Source organism: Enhygromyxa salina (genome assembly GCF_000737335.2).
Taxonomy (GTDB): Bacteria; Myxococcota_A; Polyangia; order Nannocystales; family Nannocystaceae; genus Plesiocystis; species Plesiocystis salina_C.
In genome coordinates, this window is sequence record NZ_JMCC02000049.1 from 12,499 (window position 1) to 30,999 (window position 18,501).

Here is an 18,501-nt window from a genome sequence, read left to right on the forward strand (position 1 = left end):
TGCGTGCGTGCGCTACGACCACCAGCAGCGAACGCTCGAGCTGAGCGTGCACGAGGTGGTCGCCGACGAGGAGCCGCATGGTCTGGTCGCGCCGGCCTTCAGCCGGCTGCGCGCCGAGCTGGGTCGGGTCGTTCACCGCCGACTACAGCGCGACCTTGCCCCCGGCCAGAGCGAGGTCCCGCTTCGACTCGAGCGCGAGATCGACGGCGTGCGCTGTCTGGTCCGCGGACGCGCGGACGTGGTCCTGCGCGAGGCCGGAGGCTGCGTGGTCGAAGAGATCAAGAGCACCTTCGATCTAGATGGCCGCGAGGAGCGTCCAGCGGCGGCGCTTCAGGTCCAGCTCTACGCGCTCGCGCTGGCTGAAGAAGGCAACGATCCGGTCCGGGCGCGGCTGGTGATCGTCGAGGTCGAGGGTGAAGGCCGGCGCGAGGTCGAGGTCCCCTTCAATCGATCCGAGATCGAGCGAAGGCTGGTCGAGGTGCTCGAGCGCCACGTCGCGCACGCCCGCGCCGACGAGGCTCGAGCCCGCGCGCGTCGGGAGGCGGCCGACGCGATCGAGTTTCCCTTCGCGCAGCTGCGGACCGGGCAGCAGGCGATCCTCGACGCCGTCAGCGAGACCCTGGCGCAGGCCCGACCGGTGATGCTCAGCGCGCCCACGGGCACGGGCAAGACCGCGGTCGCGCTGGTCCCCGCGCTGCGCGAGGGCCTGCGTCGCGGCGCCGCCGTGTGGTTCCTGACCGCCAAGACCACCCAGCGACAGCTCGCCGCCGACACCTTCGAGGCGGTCCGCCGCGCGTCGGGGAGTCCGTCGCTGCGGGCCGTCGTCACCCGTCGCAAGCAGGACATGTGCCCGCCGGGGCACCTTCGTTGTCACCCGCGGATCTGCCCGCTGCTCGCCGAGTTTGGGACCCGGGCCAAGCCCGTGATCGAGGCGCTGAAGGCCGAGTCACTGATCAGCCCCGATCAGTTGTTCGAGCGTGGCCGCGCAGAAAAGCTGTGTCCCTACGAGCTGATGCACGCGCTGCTCGACGGCGCCGACGTGGTCGTGGCGGACCACAGCCATGTCTATGATCCGCGACGCAGCCGGGCGTTCGAAGGGCGCAGGCTGGTGATCGTCGACGAGGCGCACAACTTGGTGGATCGAGCGCGGGAGAGCGCCTCGGTGTTCGTTGCGCGCGGCTTGTCTGCGCTCGAGCACCCGCCGCTGCTGCGTGCCGCGATGACGCAGCTGCGCAGCCAAGTTCAGCAGGCGATCGACGACGCCTTGCAGCAAGCCGCGCTCGACGAGCGCCCCGCCCACGAGGGCCAAGCCACCGCGGAGCTCGACGCCGAGCGCTGGCAGCAGCTCGGGCTCGAGGCGGGGATGCTGGCGCTGCGCTACGGCTACGCCCGCTACCAGGCGCTCGAGGTCGAGGCGCAGGATCCGGTGCTCGAGGCGTTGCAAGCGATCGCGCAGCTGGGCGAGCTCGCGGCCGATCCCGATCCCGCGCTCGCCGGCTACCTGTCTGGCGCGGAGGCCTCGGGCGGCGCGGGGATCGGCGTGCTGTGTCTGGATCCCGAGCGCCGACTCGAGCGACTGCATCGGCGGCAGGAGGGCGTGCTGGTGATGAGCGCCACCCTCGAGCCGATCGACTACTTCGCCGACATGCTGGGCCTGTCGCGTCTCGACCCTGCGATCATCACCGCGGCCTCGCCGTTTCCAGCCGACAACCGCTGCGTGTGCTTGGTCCCCACGGTGCGGACCACCTTCGACGAGCGAGACGATCACGCGGAAGCGATCGCCGGCCACATCGCCACGGTCATCGCCGCGAAGCCCGGCAACTACATCGCGTTCTTCTCGAGCTTTCGCTACCTCGGGACCGTGAGCCGCCACCTGAACGCTGCGGCGCTCGGGACTGTGCTGCTCATCCAGCCGCCCGGCGCCAACCAAGCGCTGCGAACCCGGTATCTGGATCGCTTGAGCCGCGCCGATCAACCCACGTTGCTGCTCGCGGTCACGGCGGGCGTGTTCGCCGAGGGCATCGACCTGCCACACGAGGGCCTGATCGGGGCGATCATCGTGGGCCCAGCGCTCCCGGCTCTGAGCTTCGAGCGCCTGCTGATGCAGTCGTATCAGGATCAGCGGCGCGAGGCCGGGTTCGCCTACGCGATGGCCTACCCCGCGATGCAGCGGGTGATCCAAGCCGCGGGGCGGGTCCATCGGACACCAGAGGATCGCGGTGTGATCGTGCTGCTGGGGTCGCGGTTTTGCGAGCCGCCCTACTGCGACGCGCTGCCGAGCCGCTGGTACGATCACGCGGCCGAGCAGCTGGTCACGCACGATCTTGGCGACCGGCTACGCCGGTTCTGGGGGCTGTCGCAGCTTCACGCAGGTAGGGCGTGATCCAGATCCTCGAGCAGCGCTTCAATCCGCTCGCGGTGGGTCCGAAAGCTCAGCACACACACTCGCAAGGTCACCGCGCTGCCGTCCACGACCGGCAGCAGCGTGCTCGACAGATACGCCCGATTGCGCCCGTTGATCCGCTCGAGCAGCCGTACATTTCGCTCGTTCCAGCGCGCGAGCGACTCGTCCGCGTCACGCCGCAGCCGAAACGCGACCGTTGACAGCTGCGGCCGCGCGACGACCTCGAGCGGCCGCCCGTTGGCGATCCGGCGATCAATCCCCTCGGTGCACAGCTGCGCGAGCGCGAGCTTCTCTTCTAGCGCGTCACGAAACGCGCCCGCACCGTGCAGCATCAGCGGTAGCCACAGCCGCAACCCGCGATACGGGCGGCTGAGCTCGGGCCCGAGGTGGGCCGGGCTGGGGATCTCGCTGGGATCGAAGTCCCGCAGGTAGTCGGCTTCACCCATGTGCGCGGCGGCCAAGCGCGCGCCCTCGCGGACCAACAGGCAGCCGGTGCCGTAGGGCAAGAACATCCCCTTGTGCGGATCAAAGCACAGCGAGTCGGCCCGCTCGATGCCTCGCAGCCGCGGCCGCCCGCTGGGCGCGAGCACGAACGCGCCGCCGTAGGCCCCATCCACGTGCAGCCACAGATCTTCGGCGCTGCACAGCTGCGCGAGCTCGGGCAGCGGATCGATCGCCCCGGTGTTGGTCGTGCCCGCCGCCGCGATCACACAAAACGGTCGCAGGCCCCGGTGGCGATCCGCCTCGATCTGCGCCTGCAGGTCCGCGACGTCGAGCCGAAACAGATCATCGACCGCGACCGCGCGCAGGTTGGCGACCGGGATCCCGGCCATGCGCACCGCCTTGGCGATGCTGTGGTGGCCCTGCGTAGAGGTGTAGACGATCGCCCGAGAGTAGTCGCCGGTGTCGCCAAAGCAGTGGTGGCGCGCGGTGACCACCGCGGTGAAGTTGGCCATCGACGAGCCGGGCGTCAGCAGCCCGCGCGCGCCCTGCTCATAGCCGAATTCCTGCGCGAGCCAGCTCAGCACGTCGTGCTCGAGCCGGACCCAGCCGGGGGCCGCCATCGAGTAGCCGGTGAACCGATTGCCAACGTTGGCGATCAGATCCGCGAGCGCGGACGCATACAGACCTCCGCCCGGGACATACGCGAGGTAGCCAGGGCCCGCGGTCTCGAGCGCGGCGTCCATCGAGCCCGCGATCATCTCGAGCGCGCGGGGCAGCCCGCCCTCGAGGGGTCGCTCGTCGATCGGCGCCCGGTGTTGCTCGGCGAGGCGCTGCCCGGCCGCCCCCACCCGGCCCTGCGCCGCGCGCAGCGGGATCGTCCGCAGAAGCTCGAGCACGTGGTCGGACACCTCGCGCATCCACATGCTGCGGGTCCCCGCGTCGGGCTCGAGCGCGCGCCGGTCAACGGGCTCCCCAAGCGGGGCGAAGAAGGGATGCGGGGCGGGGCCGTCAGGGATCGCGCGCGCGGCCGGGGGACCGCCGAGGTCTCGATCATCGATGCGATCGATCAACCGTGTAGCCAACTCGGGAGACAGCCGCGTGGGGGGTGGCGGCGGGTCGTCGACCGTGGGCTCGGACTCCGGCGCCAGCTCTGCGTCCGCGTCGACCTTTGGCGAGGGCGTGCGAATGTCGTCGGGATCCAGCGGCATCGCCTGCTTATATGCCCGACACGGCGATCCCGTCGAGGGGTCGCTTGCCGCCATCGCAGCGCAATGCGAGCGTCCACGCATGCCCAACACCAACCACAAGAAGGGTGACCAACACCGCGACGTGCGGCGGGCCGAGGAGTCCGACCTCGCCGATCGCGTGCGCGCCGAGGTCGAGGCGCTGCACGAGTTCTTCGTGGCGTGGTTCACAGGTGCGGTGGCCGATGATGACGACGTGTTTCAGCGGGGCTTTGCGCGCCGCTTTGATCCGGGCTTCGTGCTGATCCCACCCGCGGGCAATCTGGTCACGCTCGCTGGGCTGACCAAGGCGATTCGCGGCGGCCACGGGGCCAACCCTGCGTTTCGGATCGCTATTCGCGACGTAGTCCTGCGCCGCGAGATCCCCGGCGTCGCCGTGGTCACCTACCAGGAGTGGCAGCGCAACGCGCAAGCCTCGACGCCTGCGGACAACGGCCGGATCTCGACCGCCCTGCTGCGCCCCGAGCCCGTGGCGCCGGGAGGCTTCGCGTGGCTGCACGTCCACGAGTGCTGGCTACCCACCGAGGTCATGCGCGCGGGCCCCTACGACTTTTGAGCGCCAGCGATCCTGCGCGAGATCGTGTTAGCTTGCGCCGATGATCGTGCGCCGTCGGCCACCGCTTCAGTTCGTCACCTCGCCCCAGCTGATCACGACCTTGGCCCTCGGCTTCGTGTTGTTTGGCTGCGTCAAGCCAGCCAACGACGCCGACGCGGCCGCCAAAGACAAGCCCAGCGAAGCGAAGGAACAGCCAGCCGAGTCCCCGCCCGCGGAGCCTGTGGCCAGCGCCGATCTCCTCACGCTTGGCGCCGCCAAGATCATGCGAGTTGGCCACGAAGATCGAGCGATCGAGCTGCTCGCGTCGGGCCCCGTGACCCTGGCTGGGACCCCGTTTGGCACGATCTCGCCCGACGGCCAGCTGTTCGCTCCCGACGGCGCCTTGATGATGACCGTGCATCCAGACGGCACCGTGAGCTCGGCCGACGGCCCCACGGGCATCGTGCTCGAGCAAACCGGCGGGTCGCTGACGCTGCCCAAGTTGAGCGTGCGCGTGCAGTTTGCGGCCGATGGCGCGATCGCAACAGAGACCTCGGGCCCCAACGCCGTGCTGCTGGGCACCGACCCGCCCGCGCTGCGCTCGGAGGGCTGCACCGGTCCAGTCACCAAGACCTGCGCCTTGATCACGCTGAGCTACCTGATGGCGCTTGGCAATCCAGACTCGGTCCAAGAAGACGCCGCGCCCTGAATCGCTCTCATCCCGGGCGTAGCGAACGCACGGCTTCGCGGATCATGGGTTCCGCTGGTGTCTCGCATGTTGTAGCCGTGCTTGCGGATCCGAGCTCGAGATCACCAGACGCCAGACACCAACGACGACGTCGATTGCCCGCGGCTCGGGCGTTGAGGCCACGGTCGGCGCTGCGCGACAGTCGCCCGTGGCGGGGCTTGGCGGCTGGTTGTGCGGTAGTACCATCGCCTGCCAATGGCCGACCCGCACCCCCCATTGATCTGGATCGACATGGAGATGACCGGCCTCGACCCGGACACCGAGAAGGTGCTGGAGATCGCCACGCTGATCACCAACGCGGATCTCGAGCTGATCGCCGAGGGCCCCGAGCTGGTGATCCACCAGCCGGACGAGGTGCTCGACGCGATGGGCGAGTGGTGCGTCGAGCACCACGGCGCCAGCGGCCTGACCGAGCTCGCGCGCGCCTCGACCCTGACCGTGGAGGAGGCCGAGCGCCAGACCCTGGCCTTCGTGCAGGCCCACTGCCCGCCCGGTCAGTCGCCCCTGTGCGGCAACACGATCGGGCAGGATCGGCGCTTCTTGGTCCGCCACATGCCCGCGCTCGAGCGCTTCTTTCACTACCGCAGCGTCGACGTCACGACGCTCAAGGAGCTGTGCCAGCGCTGGTATCCCACCTTACCGGGGATCGCCAAGGCCGAGACCCACCGGGCGCTCGACGACATCCGCGAGTCGATCGCGGAGCTTCGCTACTACCGCGAGCACATGTTCGTGAAGACCACGGCTCACGCGGGCGCGTAGCGGGTTGGATCGGCGACGCCCGCCTGCTCGAACCCCGCCCGCCGCAGCGCGCAGCTCTCACACCGACCACACGCCAGCTCGTTGACCGGGTCGTAGCAGCTGGTGGTCTGGGCGTAGTTCACCCCAAGCGCGACGCCGCGGGTGATGATCTCGTGCTTGTGCAGCTCGATCAGCGGCGCGTGAATTCGCAGGGGATCCTGGCCCGCTCCAAATTTGGTGCCAAGGTTGGCCATGCGCTCAAACGCCTGAATGAACTCTGGCCGGCAGTCTGGGTAGCCCGAGTAGTCGACCGCGTTGACGCCCAGCCAGATGTCGCGGGCGCCAACGACCTCCGCCCACGCCAGCGCGTAGCTCAAGAACACGGTGTTGCGCGCGGGCACGTACGTGCTTGGGACGTCGACGTGTCCCGCCCGCGAAGCCGCGCTGGGCACCTCCAGCTCGCTGCCTGCGACCAGCGAGGTCGCGGGCGCGACGAGCTGGCCCAGCTGGCCGATCTCCAGCACCTGATGCGCGACGACCCCAAAGCTCGCGGCCTGGGTCGCGGCGCAGCGCAGCTCGTGGCCGTGGCGTTGCCCGTAGGAGAAGCTGAGCGCGTGGACCCGCTGCTTGGCCTCGCGCGCGGCGATCGCCAGGACCGTGCTCGAGTCCAGACCGCCGCTGAGCAGCACGATCGCCGCAGCGCCCGGGGTTGGTGTTGTTGAAGCGTTCATCACGACTCACAGACCCGAGGTACAAAAGTACGCGAACGACTCATTGCTGAAGCCCGGGTCGCACGCGCAAAACGGCATGTTGGTGTCGAGGTCGAGGCCGCAGCTTCCGTTGCCGCCGCAGTAGATGCCCTTGCAGGGATCAATTGGGTCGATGCAGATCTGCGCTTCGGCCAGACACTGCACGCCTTGGATGCAGCTCCCAACCTGACACGACCCTCCCGGGTAACCGGGCGGCGGCTCTTTGTCCTCCACGTCGAACCCGTGATAGCAGCCCACGCTTGCGAGCAGGACCCCAAGCAGTGCGGTGTGCAGGCGCATGCGTGGCCAGAGACTACAAACCTGCGAGAAGTCCCGCCATGACAAACAGCCCGCGGGGGTGGTAAAGCTCTGGGCGTGCTGGTCAACCTACCGGCGAGGCTCGTATGCGTGGGGCTGAGTTCGGCCCTGTTGATCTCGAGCCCCGCGCTCGCAAGCGGGCCAAACACGTGGGCCGACGCCACCACCGCGTTCACGAACGGCTTCACGCTGGGCCCGCGCGACGGCGACATCACGCCCGACTCGGCCAACAGCGCGCGGTTTGACATCGAGCAGCAGGGCCAGCAGCTGTCCGAGTCTGGCGCGTACGAGCAGGCCGCCGAGCTGTACTGGTCCAAGGGGATCGAGCTCGCCGACCCGGTGCTGATCGTCGCCGCGGCGGAGACCTGGCAGCAGCAAGCCGCGACGGAGCGCTCGATCGTCGCCGCTCAGACCGCGATCGATCGGGTCCAGCTGGCGCTCGACATGCTGTACTTCTTGCGTGACAGCGCGAGCTCGGCGAGCTGGCAGCCGCTCGCGCCGGAACACCTCCCGGTGGTGATCAATCGCGCGCGCGCGGTGGTCACCAACTCGGAGGCGCTCATCGCCAAGATCGAGGCCGAGCAAGCGGCCGCTGCCGAAGCCGCCGCCGCGCCCGAACAGCCCCCGCGCAAACAACGAGGCCCCGCCAAGCCGGGGACCGGACTGATCGCGGGCGGCAGCGCGGCGATCGTGCTTGGCCTTGGCGGCGCTGGGCTCGGCGTCGCCGGGTTGGTGCTTGGCGGTCAGGCGCAGGCCGACGTCGAAGATCCCACGGTCTACGAGCCCGAACACAGCGAAGCGCAAGCACGGGGTCGAACCGCCAACACCCTCGCGGGCGTTGGCGTTGGCGTCGCGGTCGTCGGGATCGTGGTTGGGGCGGCGTTGATCGCAATCGGCCAGAAGAAGCGCAAGCAATCCCCCAGCGCGGCAACGGCCCAGATCACGCCCACGCTCTACTGCGCTGGCCCGCTCGGGCGCGACTGCGCCGGCGCCGGGTTGAGCATCCAAGGAAGGTTCTGAGTCCATGCCGTCGCGTCAGCTGTTCCGGCTCTTCGTCCTCAGCCTCGCTTGCGCCCTCGCGCCGAGCCGCGCCCACGCAGCCGAAGAGTGTGGGCCATACGCGTGCATCTCGGGCGCCGCCTGGGCGTCTGGCGAGCAGCTCGACGACGCCGCGCGCAAGCGCGAGGCCAAGCGCAACCGCAAGCACAAAGACGTTCAGCTGAGCGTGCAGGTGGCCAACGGGCGGGGCAGCGTGTTCGTGGATGGCGTGTGGATCGCCCCGGTTCCGGCGCTGTATGTGCCGATCAAGCCGGGCAAGCATGATCTGGAGGTCCGCGATGGCGATCGGGTCCTCGCGCGCGGGGTGCTGACAATCCCCAAGAAGGGCGGCGAAGTCTCCGTCCGCGTGTTCTGAGCGCGCTGGGTCTCCGACGGGGTGCGAAGACGCGGAATGCCGGCGCGGACTTGGTGCCGTTGTAACGACAGAGGGCCCCGCGCTTGCGGGGCCCGCTGATCAGTATGGTCCCGTGGTGGTCCCGGGATGACCCCGTATGATCACATGATTACGGGGCGATTGTGTTGAAGCTGCCCTCGATCTCGAAACAGCCACCGCCGGGAACCAGGGTCGATTCGAAGGTGTTTGGGTTGACCGTCACTTCTTCGAGCGTGACGCCAATAATGTTACCTGCGATCTCATTGAGCTCCGGGCCGAGCTCGGTGACCTCGACGGTGCCTTCGGACTGGAAGAATATCGTCGTCTCGTCCACGAACAGGATCACGCAGGTCGCGCAGGTCGCGTAGTTGGCCTCTTGCGCGCTGGTGAGGTCGACGCTGCCGACCATCTGCGAGCCAAAGAACTGCAAGAGCAGCACATCGGCTATCGCGTCGCCCTGATCGGGATTGATGGCCGACTCGATGTCGCTGAAGGTGTCCATGTCGTTCATGCGGGCCGTCCACTCTTCCGCGGAGATGACCGTACAGTCCAGCCGGTCGCCGTCGCCGTCGCCGGTGGTGTCGCCGTCGCCGTCGCCGTCGCCGTCGCCGGTGGTGTCGCCGTCGCCGTCGCCGGTGGTGGTGGCTGGATCACCGTCGCCGTCGCCGGTGGTGCTGGTGTCGGCTGGACCGTCGTCGGTGGTGTCGCCGTCGCCGTCGCCGGAGCCGGAGCCGAGCGTCAAGCCAGTCGAGGTGAGCAGGCCAGTGTCATCGGAGTCCGGGCTGGTGCAGGCGGTGAAGCACAGGCCCAACGAGAGGGCCGTCATCAACGTGAGCAGGGAAGATGGGTTTTTCATGGCGGTCAGGTCGCGCAGTTCGCTGCCCGCAGTGAACCAGTCTACGAAGCCGTCCGCAAGCGGGCGAGAAGCCCACGCCCGAGCTGAAAACAGATTGCCGAGCAGGCGATCAGACCCAGGCGAGCGAGTCACGGGGTCCCAGCGGCGCCACTCGCCGCTGAAATCGCGGTAGAGTTCGCGCTCGCCCGGAACATGGTGCCTGGTCGAGGACAGCAGGAATTGAAGCGTCAGCTTGCGTCCACACGACGGTTGACCAGATATTTTGAAGGCTCGGCTCGAATTCGTGTTTCGGCAGATAGACCCAATGCGACACGTAGTCGTGAGCTTGTGGTCGAGCGTCGTCGCCTTGGCGATCCGGGCCTTGATCTGCGCAATATGCCGAATTCCACGGTAGCTGGTGCCCAGCGTGACGGTCTTGTAGAGCTTCACGCTGGACGAATGCGGAGACACAGGAGCTTCGAGGATACGCACGATCATCTGTCCGCGAATCTTGGCCGATCCCCACGAGCCCTTCATCATGCCGAAGCTCATCACCAAATAGCGGCGCCCGTCGGCCGCGTGCAGTGGCACGGCGCGGGCGTCGTCTCCGGCATGGTCATCGTGTCAGAGCCAGTGCAGCCGAAGCACAGCGCGAGCACCCAGCTGGCGGCGGCGCGTCGGCGTGCTGCCTGGGTCATGCGCGACGGTACCACGACGCCCTCACCACGGCTGACTCACGGGCAGCTGGCCAGGGCCAGCGGGCGATCTGTCGACGCGCGGCTCAGCAACGCACGGCGACGGCACCGATGATGTCGCCGTGACAGCACTCGTAGGCAGTCGCGGCGTCGACGAACACCTCGAAGTCGAGACCACCCGCGCTGACCATGCCCACCTGCCCACGGCCAGGTCGAGCTCAGCGTCGCCGCTGACGCCAATGAACCCCGCGGCGTCGGTCACCAACATGCTCGAGGTGTCGCGGATCCCCGCGCAGTCGGTTTGAAACTCGAAGGCCAAGGATGCCGCCCTGTAGCTGGCGTAGACGCGCTTGAAAGCGACGAGCACGAGGCTCTGATCGTCGTGCTCGCTACCCAGGGTGCACCCGACCCGCGCCGCCCGCGGGCGCCAAGCGTGAGCCCCCACATACCCCGCCGCCCAGACAAGCTCGCACAGCGCCCGCCCTCGTGGCAGCGTTGGGAAGTGATGGCCGCCAAGCCCACGACCTACTGGGACTACATCCAAGTCGAGCAGCTCCTCGCCCTCCAGAAGGGACTGGGCGAACACGAGGATGAACAGACCAACGACGAGGTCATGTTCATCACGATCCACCAGATCGACGAGCTGTGGTTCAAGCTCGCCCTGCGCGAGCTCGTCTCGATCCGCAACCTGTTCGCCGCCCAGCACGTCGCGGAGCAGTCGCTGTCCAGCGCGGTCCGGGGCCTGCGTCGCACGGTGTTGCTGTTCAAGCAGATCACCACGCACTTCGAGCTGATGGAGACCCTCACGACCCGCGACTACTTGGCGTTTCGTGACAAGCTGGCGCCGGCCAGCGGGTTTCAGTCGGCGCAGCTGCGCGAGATCGAGATCCTCATGGGCCTCGAGGCCAGCGAGCGGATCCCGCTTGGCCACGAGTCGTACCTGCGCGCGCTGCAAAACGCCGACGGCAGCGACTCGCCCGCGTCGCGCCGCGTGCGTGCGCGGCTCGAGGACCAACCCAGCCTGCGCGCCGCGCTCGACGACTGGCTGCACCGCACGCCCATCCACGGCTCGCTGCCCGACGACCCCAACGACGCCGAGCACGTGCGCGAGACCATCGAGGCGTTCTTGCAGGCGCACGTGCAAGAGATCGATCGGGGCCGCAAGCAAGCGATCACCGACGCGATGACCGACAAGGACCGCGAGCGGCTCGACGCCCGCTACGAGCGTGAGATCGCCAGCGCGCGGGCGTTCTTGCTGGCCAATGATCTGGAAGACGCGAGCGACGAGCAACGCCGCAGGCGCTCGCGGATCCGAGCCTCGCTGCTGTTCATCGAGAGCTACCGCGAGCTGCCGTTGCTGGCTTGGCCGCGCGAGATCCTCGACTCGATCGTGGCGCTCGAGCAGTCGTTCTTGGTGTTCCGTCAGCGACACGCACGCATGGTCGAGCGCGTGATCGGGCGACGCACGGGAACCGGCGGCTCGGCGGGCGTGGAGTACCTGGATCAGACCGCGCTGCAGTACCGGGTGTTTCGTGACGTCTGGGCCGTGCGCACGCTGTTGCTGCGCGAGTCGGCGCTGCCCAAGCTCGGCGACGCGACCTACTACGGCTTCGCGGGTGGGCGCGACGGGTGACCGGCACCAAAGGTCCCAAGGTCGCGGTCGTTGGTGGCGGGACAATGGGGCTGGCCACCGCCTGGGCGCTGGCACGCCGGGGCGCGCAGGTCGAGCTGTTCGAGCGCCACGGGCACATCCACACCCACGGCGGCCACAGCGGGCACACCCGCGTGATTCGCCACGCCTATCACGAGGGCTCGGACTACGTCGGGCTGGTCAGCCGCGCCGACGAAGAGTGGGCCCGCTTGGGTGCGCGCGTGAGCGAGCAGCTGCTGGTCCGCTGCGGTCTGCTCGAGTTTGGGCCCGGCGACGATCCTGCGTTCGCAGCCGCCCTCGCGGCGCTGCGCGAGCACGAGATTCGCCACGAACTGATCGACGCCGCCACGGCGCGCGCCCGCTACGGGTTTGAAGTCCCAAGCAGCTGGCCCGCGTGCCTGTCACCCGACAGCGGCTACTTGCGCGTGAGCCCGTGCCTGACCGCGCTGCGGGACGAGGCGCAGGCTCACGGCGCGACCTTGCGGTACCAGGCCCGCGTCCGCGAGCTGGCCTTGGGTGGCGATCGTCCTCGGCTGCTGCTCGACGACGGCACCTGCGTCGCAGCCGATCGGATCGTCGTCTCGGCGGGCGCTGGCTCGGGGGATCTGCTGGGCCCCACGCTTGACCGGGCTCACACCTTCGAGCGGCTGCAAGTGCTGCGTCGCGTGCTCGCGTGGACGCGACCCGCCGAACACCTGCGCCCGCACATGCGATCCCTGCCCGTCTGGGCCGCGTTCGTGCCCGAGGGCTTCTTCTACGGGTTCCCCGACAACGACGAAGGCATCAGCGGGTTCAAGCTCGCGTGCCACAGCTCGAACGATCCCGCGCTCGCGTACATGTACGAGCCGGTCGATCCCGAGCGGGTTGACCGAACAGTCCACGACCTGGACCTGCAGCCATTGCGGGCGTTCTTGGCTCGCTATCGACCCGACGCGGGCGAGATCGCGGCGACGGTCACTTGCCTGTACACCAACACCCGCACCGAAGACTTCTGGATCGACCACCACCCCAGCGACAGCCGGGTCGTGATCGCAACAGGCTTCTCGGGCCACGGGTTCAAGTTCGCGCCCGTGGTCGGCTTGGCGGTCGCCGACCTCACGCTCGAGGGCCACAGCGATCTGGCGCTCGAACGCTTCGGCTACTCATGACCCCCACACAGACCTTGAACTTGGCCGACTGCAGCCGCTTCGCGTCTGGTCGCTTCGCTCCTCGGGGCCGTTTGTTCGCATCCGCATGTGTGGCCCCCCAGAAGGGGGCTCTGAACGCGTTCGAACGCTCACCCGACGCCGGGGCGGCTAGCGGACTGTGTCAGTAGCCGGGAAAACTGCCGCGATCGTTCGAATTTTGCGTGCTCGACTGGCCTGCCGAGCTGTTTTGTTTGGTGTCCTCAGCTGGCTTGGCGGCCGGTGGCACGCTGAGCTGGCCGCCGCTTGGCGGGGTGGATTGGCCAACGCCCGGCGCTGACGTTGTGGGGCTGACCGCCGCTGGACTCGTGGCAGGGCTCGCGGCTTCGGGCTTGGGCTTGGCGATGGGCCCCCGATTTTTGCGAGCCATGCGACGGATCATGCGACGCAGGGATTTGGCGATTGCGTGGCCGGTGGGCAGGACGACCCCGACGGCTTCACCACCCTCGCGCTGGACAACGATGGTGTGCGAACCGACGACGAGGCGAATGCTCTTTTCTTCGGTGCGCTTGAAAAGGTCGAGCGCGCCATCGAGGACCGGATGCCAGTTCTGGTCGCCGCGGTATTCGCGCGATGTCGCTTCGACGACAACAGCCTCAATGCCGGCTGCAATGGCGAGGTGATCGATATTGGCTAGAAGACTCATGGGTTACCCTCCTGGGAAATGCGGGCTTTTCGCAGACCCCCCAGAGCATGGCCCAGATTTATAGCGGCGCCAGTGGAGCCGGGGACCTAGGGACGGGGGGAGCGTCGATGGATGTCGGCACGAATTACCCGCGCCAACACAATCGCAGTTGTTGACTACGTGACACGCATTGACGGCGTTACAGATGGGTCTTTTTGCCGACCGATTCGGGTGGCCCCGAGCGGATGCCGATCAGCCACGAAAGCTAACGCCGGAGCGGTCACGCCGTAGGGTTAGGAGCCCAACTTCCGGACGCGACGCGACACGCAGCGGGCTGACGGCCGCTCCAACGCCGTGCGTGACGTGGAGCCACGGACCGTGCTGATCGTAGCGGCACAGGCCCCTCAGGTGCCGAAGACCGAGCTTCGCCATCAGGGCGTCGGTCATGCCTGGGACGTAGATCTGGCCGCCGTGCGTATGGCCGCTGACACACAGATCCACGTGCTGACCAAGCTCGAGCACTTCGCCAACGCTCTCTGCTTGGTGTGCCAGCAGCACGCGGGTTCCGAGCTCGGGGACGCCACGCATCGCCTCTGCCGGACGGTGGCGGCGGGTCACGGGATCGTCAAAACCGATCACATGCAGCGGCGCGCCACGTAAATTCAGCGTGCGATGGCGGTTGTCGAGGTGCGTATAGCCAACGCCCTCGAGCTCACGCGTGACCTGTTCGGCGTCGACCAAATGATCATGGTTACCCAGCACGAAATATGTGCTGTCGACCGGCAACCCCGTGAGCAACCTACCGAGCCGCGCGAGCGGGGCCGGGCGACGACTGGCGAAATCACCCGTGAGAAGACACAGATCTGGCGAGGCCTCGGCGAGCAGTCCAACCGCGTTGCGGATCCGCTGGTCGGGCGTGACGATGCCAACGTGGACGTCGCTCACATGACCGATCCGAAGACCATCATGGTTGGGATCGAGCTTGGGGATCCACACGGTCCACTCGCGCAGACGGACCTCGGTGTCCATCCCCACCACACGCCGCACGGCCTGTGAGCTGCGCCTAGCGAACCTGGATGTGTTGGTCAGCCGCGAAGCAGCCACGACGACAACATGCCTGGCATTTGCGCGCGCGCAAGCTAGCCGGCAAAGAGGACGCGCAGGACCCACAGCGCGGGCGAACTTTGCCGGCTAGAGGTTTGTGAGGTTAGCGTAGCGCGGTGACCACATCCCGCTCGAAGTGGGCGCTGCGCTTGTCGGTGCTCTACTTTGCTCTGTCCGCGGCCGCGCTGGTCTGGCCGATCTACCCCTGGTTGGGCAACCGCATCGAGCCGCGCGTGTTCGGGCTGCCGTTCTCGCTGATCTGGGTGCTGGGGGTGATCCTCTGCAACTTTGCGGTGCTGCTGCTGCTCTACCAGCTGCGCCTGATCGACGCGGACGAGCCTGACCACGCTGGACCGGGGGGTCTGGCTTGAGGCCGCTGGCCGCTGGGGTCGTGTTCGCCTACCTCGCGATCGCGCTGGTCGTGGGCGTGCTCGCCGGTCGCAAGGGCAAGGGCGGGACCGACGACTTCGTCGCGGGCGAGCGGGCGTTTGGTCCGTTGGTCATGTACTTCGTGGTCGGGGCGACGATCTTCTCTGCCTACGCGCTGCTGGGCACGCCGCAGCGGGTGATCGCCAAGGGCTCGGACGCGTTCTACGTGCTCGCGTTTGGGGCGGTCGGGCTGGTCCCGCTGTTTTTCTACGGCGCGCGCGTCCGAAGGATCGGCGCCCGCGAGGGCTTCGTGACCCAAGCCGAGCTGTTCGCCGCGCGCTTCGAGAGCCCGAGCGTGAGCGTGTTGATGGGCAGCGCGACCCTGATCGCGTTCGTGCCCTACCTGGTGATCCAGCTCAAGGGCGCGGGCGTGGTCATGCACGCGGTCACCGGCTGGCCCGAGCAGCTTGGCGCCGGCTTGGTCTACGCCGTGGTGTTGGTCTACGTGCTCGCGGGCGGCGTGCGTGGGGTTGGCTGGACCAACGTGATCCAGGGCGTGGTCATGCTGATCGCGATCTGGGTGATCGGGCTGTGGCTGCCGACCAAGCTGTACGGGTCCGTGAGCGCGATGTTCGATCGGGTGGTCGTTGAACACCCCGAGTACCTGACGCTGCCGGGCCCCGAAGGGAAGACCCCGATCGCGCGCTACAGCTCCGAGATCCTGATGTCGATCCTGGGCTTCGCCATGTGGCCGCACATGTTCATGAAGTGCTTCACGGCCCGCAGCGCCCGGCTCGTGCAGCTCTCGGTCGTGTTCTACCCAAGCTTCTTGTTCTTCATCTTGCCCCTGCTGTTTCTTGGCTACGTCGCGCTGCTCGCGGGCGGGCCAAGCGACGACTCGGTGCTGCTGTGGCTCGTCGACTTGGTCCAGGGCGAGGCGGTGCACCCGGTGCTGTTCGCGTTCTTGGCGTTTGCGATCTTGGCCGCGTCGATGTCGACCGGAGACGCGCTGCTGCACGCGGGCGGATCGATCACGGTCCGCGACGTGTTGCTGCCGCTCGAGTCGCGCCCGCGCGTGCGGGGGCTGCTGCGGAAGCTGCGTGGCGGCGAGCATGCGACGCTGCGCGAGGACGACCGGGCCCAGACCCGGGCGATGCGGGTGGTCGTGGTGATGTTGGCGCTGGTCAGCTGGTTGGTGCTGGGGAGCGCGGGCGGGACCTCGGTGGTAGATCTGTTGCTGCTCGCGTACGCGGTGCCGATCCAATTTTTGCCGGTCGTGATGTTTGGGCTGTACTGGAGGCGCGCCAACGGAGCGGGGGCGCGGGCGGGGTTGATCGCGGGGTTGGGGACGATCTTTGCGCTGTTTGTGGTGCAGAAGACCGCGCCGGGGTTGGCCGCGGTGATCAACCCGCTGGAGCTGGAGATTGGGTTGATCGGGCTGGTTGCGAACGTGGTGGCGATGGTCGTGTTCTCGCTGAGGGGGCCGCGGCCGAGCGCGGCGCTGCTCGAGCGCTTCGAGCTTTGAGCCCTCGCGCACGATCGGGCGCCGGGGTAGACTGGTGACGCGTGTACGTCCGCAAGATCCACATCGACGGCATCAAGCTGCTGAGGAACTTCGAGCTCGACTTCACCCGAGATGGCGAGCCCCGGATGTGGACGGTCCTGGTCGGCCCCAACGGGCTGTGCAAGACGTCGATCCTGCGCGCGCTCGCGCTCGCCGCCTCCGGGCGGGACCGCGCGAACCAGCTGGCGCAGGATCTGCTGAGCTCGCTTCGAGATGCCCGGCGGCCCGAGTCCGCGGTGACAGTCCGCGGCCAGTTTGGCTTCGGCGAAGTCGGCGAACGCTGCGGGCGCAAGTATCCTGGTCTCGAACCTCCAATTCCGAATCAGCTGGTCGACACACATTTGATCCTCGAGCCCGAGCGGCGACTGTTCAACGGCGGGTCGTCCTACGATCAGCGGTATGACCAACGGGGTGCGGTGCAGTCAGGCCTCCGAATCGGCCAGTCACTCCTGAATGGTGCTGACGTCCTGAGCCCATTGAACGACCCACTCGAAGAAGCCCGCGACCTAGGCCTCCCACATTGGTTCATGGCTGGCTACGGCGTGCGCAGGTCGTTGCCGCTCCCTCGGTCGACGACCAGGCCCGAAGACCTGGTTCGCACGCGAGTGGAGCCACTGTTCGATCGAGGCGAGCTGATTGGAACAGGTTTCGCGGATCACTTTGATGGCGAACAGGCGCTGACCTTCGCGCGGATCCTCAAGCACGTGCTCCTCACGCACGAGGACATGCTCCCAAACATCGAGAACTTCGATCTTCGCGGCAAGGGCGGCGCGAACACAGCCGACGGCTTGATCCACAGCCATCGCTTCGATGTGCGAGCCGGTCCGGGCGTCGTCAAGCTGCCGGCGACCTGGCTCTCGCACGGGTACCAGGCCGCCCTCGCGTGGCTCGCTGATGTCATTGGCCACATCCTGTGGGAAGCCAGCGCCGCCGGGCTCTCCGTCGACATCGAGCCGGAACAGATGGAGGGCCTCGTGCTCGTCGACGAGCTCGATCTCCACCTTCACCCGCGCTGGCAAGTCGGGCTGATCCCTGCGCTCAAGCGGACCTTCCCCCGGCTACAATTTGTAGTGACGACCCACTCGCCGATGTTGCTCGCGGGCCTCGAGGCCGACGAGATCATCATGTGCGAGCAGGACCCCGCTAGCGGCGACATCGTCCCTCGCCAGGCAGAGCGCGCGGCCAAGCTGATGACCGGCACGCAGATGCTCGAGCAGTACTTTGGCATCGACCAGCTGTACCCCATCAACCTCGCCAAGCAACTTCGTCGCTACGGCAACCTCGCCAACGACCCCTACCGAAGCGATGAAGAGCAAGCTGAGCTCGAACAACTGCGAACGGTTCTCGAGGGTGCCGGACTTCACTTCGACTGGCAGCCGCTCGAGCGCAAGTCGGCATGATCAGGATCAAGCGCGGGTCAGAGGCCGATTTGTGTCCGGCGCTCGCGGAAGTCCGCGACAGGGAACTCGAGCGCGTGCGGCCCGAGATCGCTCGTGGGGTCGAGCCAATCGCGGACATCCTCATGCGTGAGTACAAGATCGCTCGGCAGGCCCTCGCGTCCGCCCAGTACCACAAGTGTTGTTACTGCGAAGAGCGACAACAAAGCGTGAGCTGGAAGCACGTCGAGCACTTTCGGCCCAAGCGCGCCTATTGATGGCTGACTTGGACCTGGGACAATCTGCTGTTCGCCTGCGAGCAATGCAACACGAGCAAGGGTGCAAGCTTCCCCCTGCTCGAAGGCTCGAAACCCCTGACTGATGAGGCGCAGCCGCCAGGGACAGAAGCGCCGATGCTCATCCATCCGGCCGAAGAGGATCCACGCGAGCACATTCAATTCGCCCTAGCCGCGGACTTTTGGTTTC

At 67.6% G+C, this 18,501-nt stretch carries 19 protein-coding genes; 13 read left to right on the forward strand and 6 right to left on the reverse strand.

What is annotated here, in order from left to right; genetic code table 11:
- Positions 1–7 precede the first annotated feature (7 nt).
- Positions 8–2,383 carry a helicase C-terminal domain-containing protein gene (locus tag DB30_RS19550; protein ID WP_052551180.1) on the forward strand — a complete coding sequence of 792 codons (2,376 nt, stop codon included), beginning with the start codon at positions 8–10 and terminating at the stop codon, positions 2,381–2,383.
- On the opposite strand, the gene DB30_RS19555 is transcribed toward DB30_RS19550, so the two are convergent.
- Positions 2,365–4,056, reverse strand: a complete 1,692-nt coding sequence (locus tag DB30_RS19555; protein ID WP_052551182.1) for a pyridoxal phosphate-dependent decarboxylase family protein — start codon at positions 4,054–4,056, stop codon at positions 2,365–2,367. The genes DB30_RS19550 and DB30_RS19555 overlap by 19 nt on opposite strands.
- Positions 4,057–4,135: 79 nt before the next feature.
- Between DB30_RS19555 and DB30_RS19560 the strand changes: the two genes are divergently transcribed.
- The 3 genes from DB30_RS19560 to orn all read left to right on the forward strand — a co-directional run bounded on the left by DB30_RS19560 (position 4,136) and on the right by orn (position 6,134).
- Entirely contained in the window at positions 4,136–4,648 is a 513-nt protein-coding gene (locus DB30_RS19560; RefSeq protein ID WP_052551184.1) for a hypothetical protein, read from the forward strand.
- Between the two features lie 40 nt (positions 4,649–4,688).
- Complete coding sequence (locus DB30_RS19565) at positions 4,689–5,336, forward strand: hypothetical protein (protein ID WP_052551186.1); 648 nt, start codon at positions 4,689–4,691, stop codon at positions 5,334–5,336.
- Positions 5,337–5,570: 234 nt separating this feature from the next.
- Complete coding sequence (gene orn, locus DB30_RS19570) at positions 5,571–6,134, forward strand: oligoribonuclease (protein WP_052551188.1); 564 nt, start codon at positions 5,571–5,573, stop codon at positions 6,132–6,134.
- Here orn and queC read toward each other — a convergent pair.
- Positions 6,119–6,844 (reverse strand): 7-cyano-7-deazaguanine synthase QueC, encoded by a 726-nt coding sequence (gene queC / locus DB30_RS19575; protein WP_052551190.1) that lies wholly within the window; start codon positions 6,842–6,844, stop codon positions 6,119–6,121. The two genes, orn and queC, sit on opposite strands and share 16 nt — an antisense overlap.
- Positions 6,845–6,850: 6 nt before the next feature.
- Positions 6,851–7,162, reverse strand: a complete 312-nt coding sequence (locus tag DB30_RS19580) for a hypothetical protein (RefSeq protein ID WP_052551192.1) — start codon at positions 7,160–7,162, stop codon at positions 6,851–6,853.
- Positions 7,163–7,237: 75 nt separating this feature from the next.
- On the opposite strand from DB30_RS19580, the gene DB30_RS19585 reads away from it, so the two are divergent.
- Positions 7,238–8,200, forward strand: a complete 963-nt coding sequence (locus tag DB30_RS19585) for a hypothetical protein (protein WP_146659676.1) — start codon at positions 7,238–7,240, stop codon at positions 8,198–8,200.
- Positions 8,201–8,204: 4 nt separating this feature from the next.
- Positions 8,205–8,594, forward strand: a complete 390-nt coding sequence (locus tag DB30_RS19590; RefSeq protein ID WP_052551195.1) for a hypothetical protein — start codon at positions 8,205–8,207, stop codon at positions 8,592–8,594.
- 148 nt (positions 8,595–8,742) lie between these two features.
- Here DB30_RS19590 and DB30_RS19595 read toward each other — a convergent pair whose 3' ends face one another.
- Positions 8,743–9,468, reverse strand: coding sequence for a hypothetical protein (locus tag DB30_RS19595; protein ID WP_146659678.1), 726 nt, complete (start codon positions 9,466–9,468; stop codon positions 8,743–8,745).
- A 796-nt stretch (positions 9,469–10,264) separates the two neighbouring features.
- Between DB30_RS19595 and DB30_RS19600 the strand changes: the two genes are divergently transcribed.
- The 3 genes from DB30_RS19600 (at position 10,265) to solA (ending at position 12,941) form a co-directional block, all read left to right on the forward strand.
- On the forward strand, positions 10,265–10,447 hold the full coding sequence (locus tag DB30_RS19600; protein WP_146659680.1) for a hypothetical protein: 183 nt from the start codon (positions 10,265–10,267) through the stop codon (positions 10,445–10,447).
- 200 nt (positions 10,448–10,647) lie between these two features.
- A complete protein-coding gene (locus DB30_RS19605; RefSeq protein ID WP_052551199.1) occupies positions 10,648–11,775 on the forward strand; it encodes a tryptophan 2,3-dioxygenase family protein in 1,128 nt (375 codons plus the stop codon).
- Positions 11,772–12,941: an N-methyl-L-tryptophan oxidase gene (gene solA, locus DB30_RS19610; RefSeq protein WP_052551201.1), complete on the forward strand. Its 1,170-nt coding sequence runs from the start codon at positions 11,772–11,774 to the stop codon at positions 12,939–12,941. The genes DB30_RS19605 and solA overlap by 4 nt, the downstream gene beginning before the upstream one ends.
- 160 nt (positions 12,942–13,101) lie before the next feature.
- Here solA and DB30_RS19615 read toward each other — a convergent pair whose 3' ends face one another.
- Both DB30_RS19615 and DB30_RS19620 read right to left on the reverse strand, forming a co-directional pair.
- Positions 13,102–13,623, reverse strand: a complete 522-nt coding sequence (locus DB30_RS19615; RefSeq protein WP_146659682.1) for a hypothetical protein — start codon at positions 13,621–13,623, stop codon at positions 13,102–13,104.
- A 231-nt stretch (positions 13,624–13,854) separates the two neighbouring features.
- On the reverse strand, positions 13,855–14,649 hold the full coding sequence (locus DB30_RS19620) for a metallophosphoesterase (protein WP_146659684.1): 795 nt from the start codon (positions 14,647–14,649) through the stop codon (positions 13,855–13,857).
- 173 nt (positions 14,650–14,822) lie between these two features.
- Here DB30_RS19620 and DB30_RS19625 point away from each other — a divergent pair, with 173 nt between their 5' ends.
- The 4 genes from DB30_RS19625 to DB30_RS19640 are packed head-to-tail and all read left to right on the forward strand — an operon-like array spanning position 14,823 to position 18,293.
- Complete coding sequence (locus DB30_RS19625) at positions 14,823–15,077, forward strand: DUF3311 domain-containing protein (RefSeq protein ID WP_052551207.1); 255 nt, start codon at positions 14,823–14,825, stop codon at positions 15,075–15,077.
- Entirely contained in the window at positions 15,074–16,600 is a 1,527-nt protein-coding gene (locus DB30_RS19630) for a sodium:solute symporter family protein (protein WP_205633025.1), read from the forward strand. The genes DB30_RS19625 and DB30_RS19630 overlap by 4 nt, the downstream gene beginning before the upstream one ends.
- A 41-nt stretch (positions 16,601–16,641) precedes the next feature.
- A complete protein-coding gene (locus DB30_RS19635; RefSeq protein WP_052551212.1) occupies positions 16,642–18,039 on the forward strand; it encodes an AAA family ATPase in 1,398 nt (465 codons plus the stop codon).
- Complete coding sequence (locus DB30_RS19640) at positions 18,036–18,293, forward strand: hypothetical protein (protein WP_052551214.1); 258 nt, start codon at positions 18,036–18,038, stop codon at positions 18,291–18,293. The genes DB30_RS19635 and DB30_RS19640 overlap by 4 nt, the downstream gene beginning before the upstream one ends.
- Positions 18,294–18,501 lie beyond the last annotated feature (208 nt).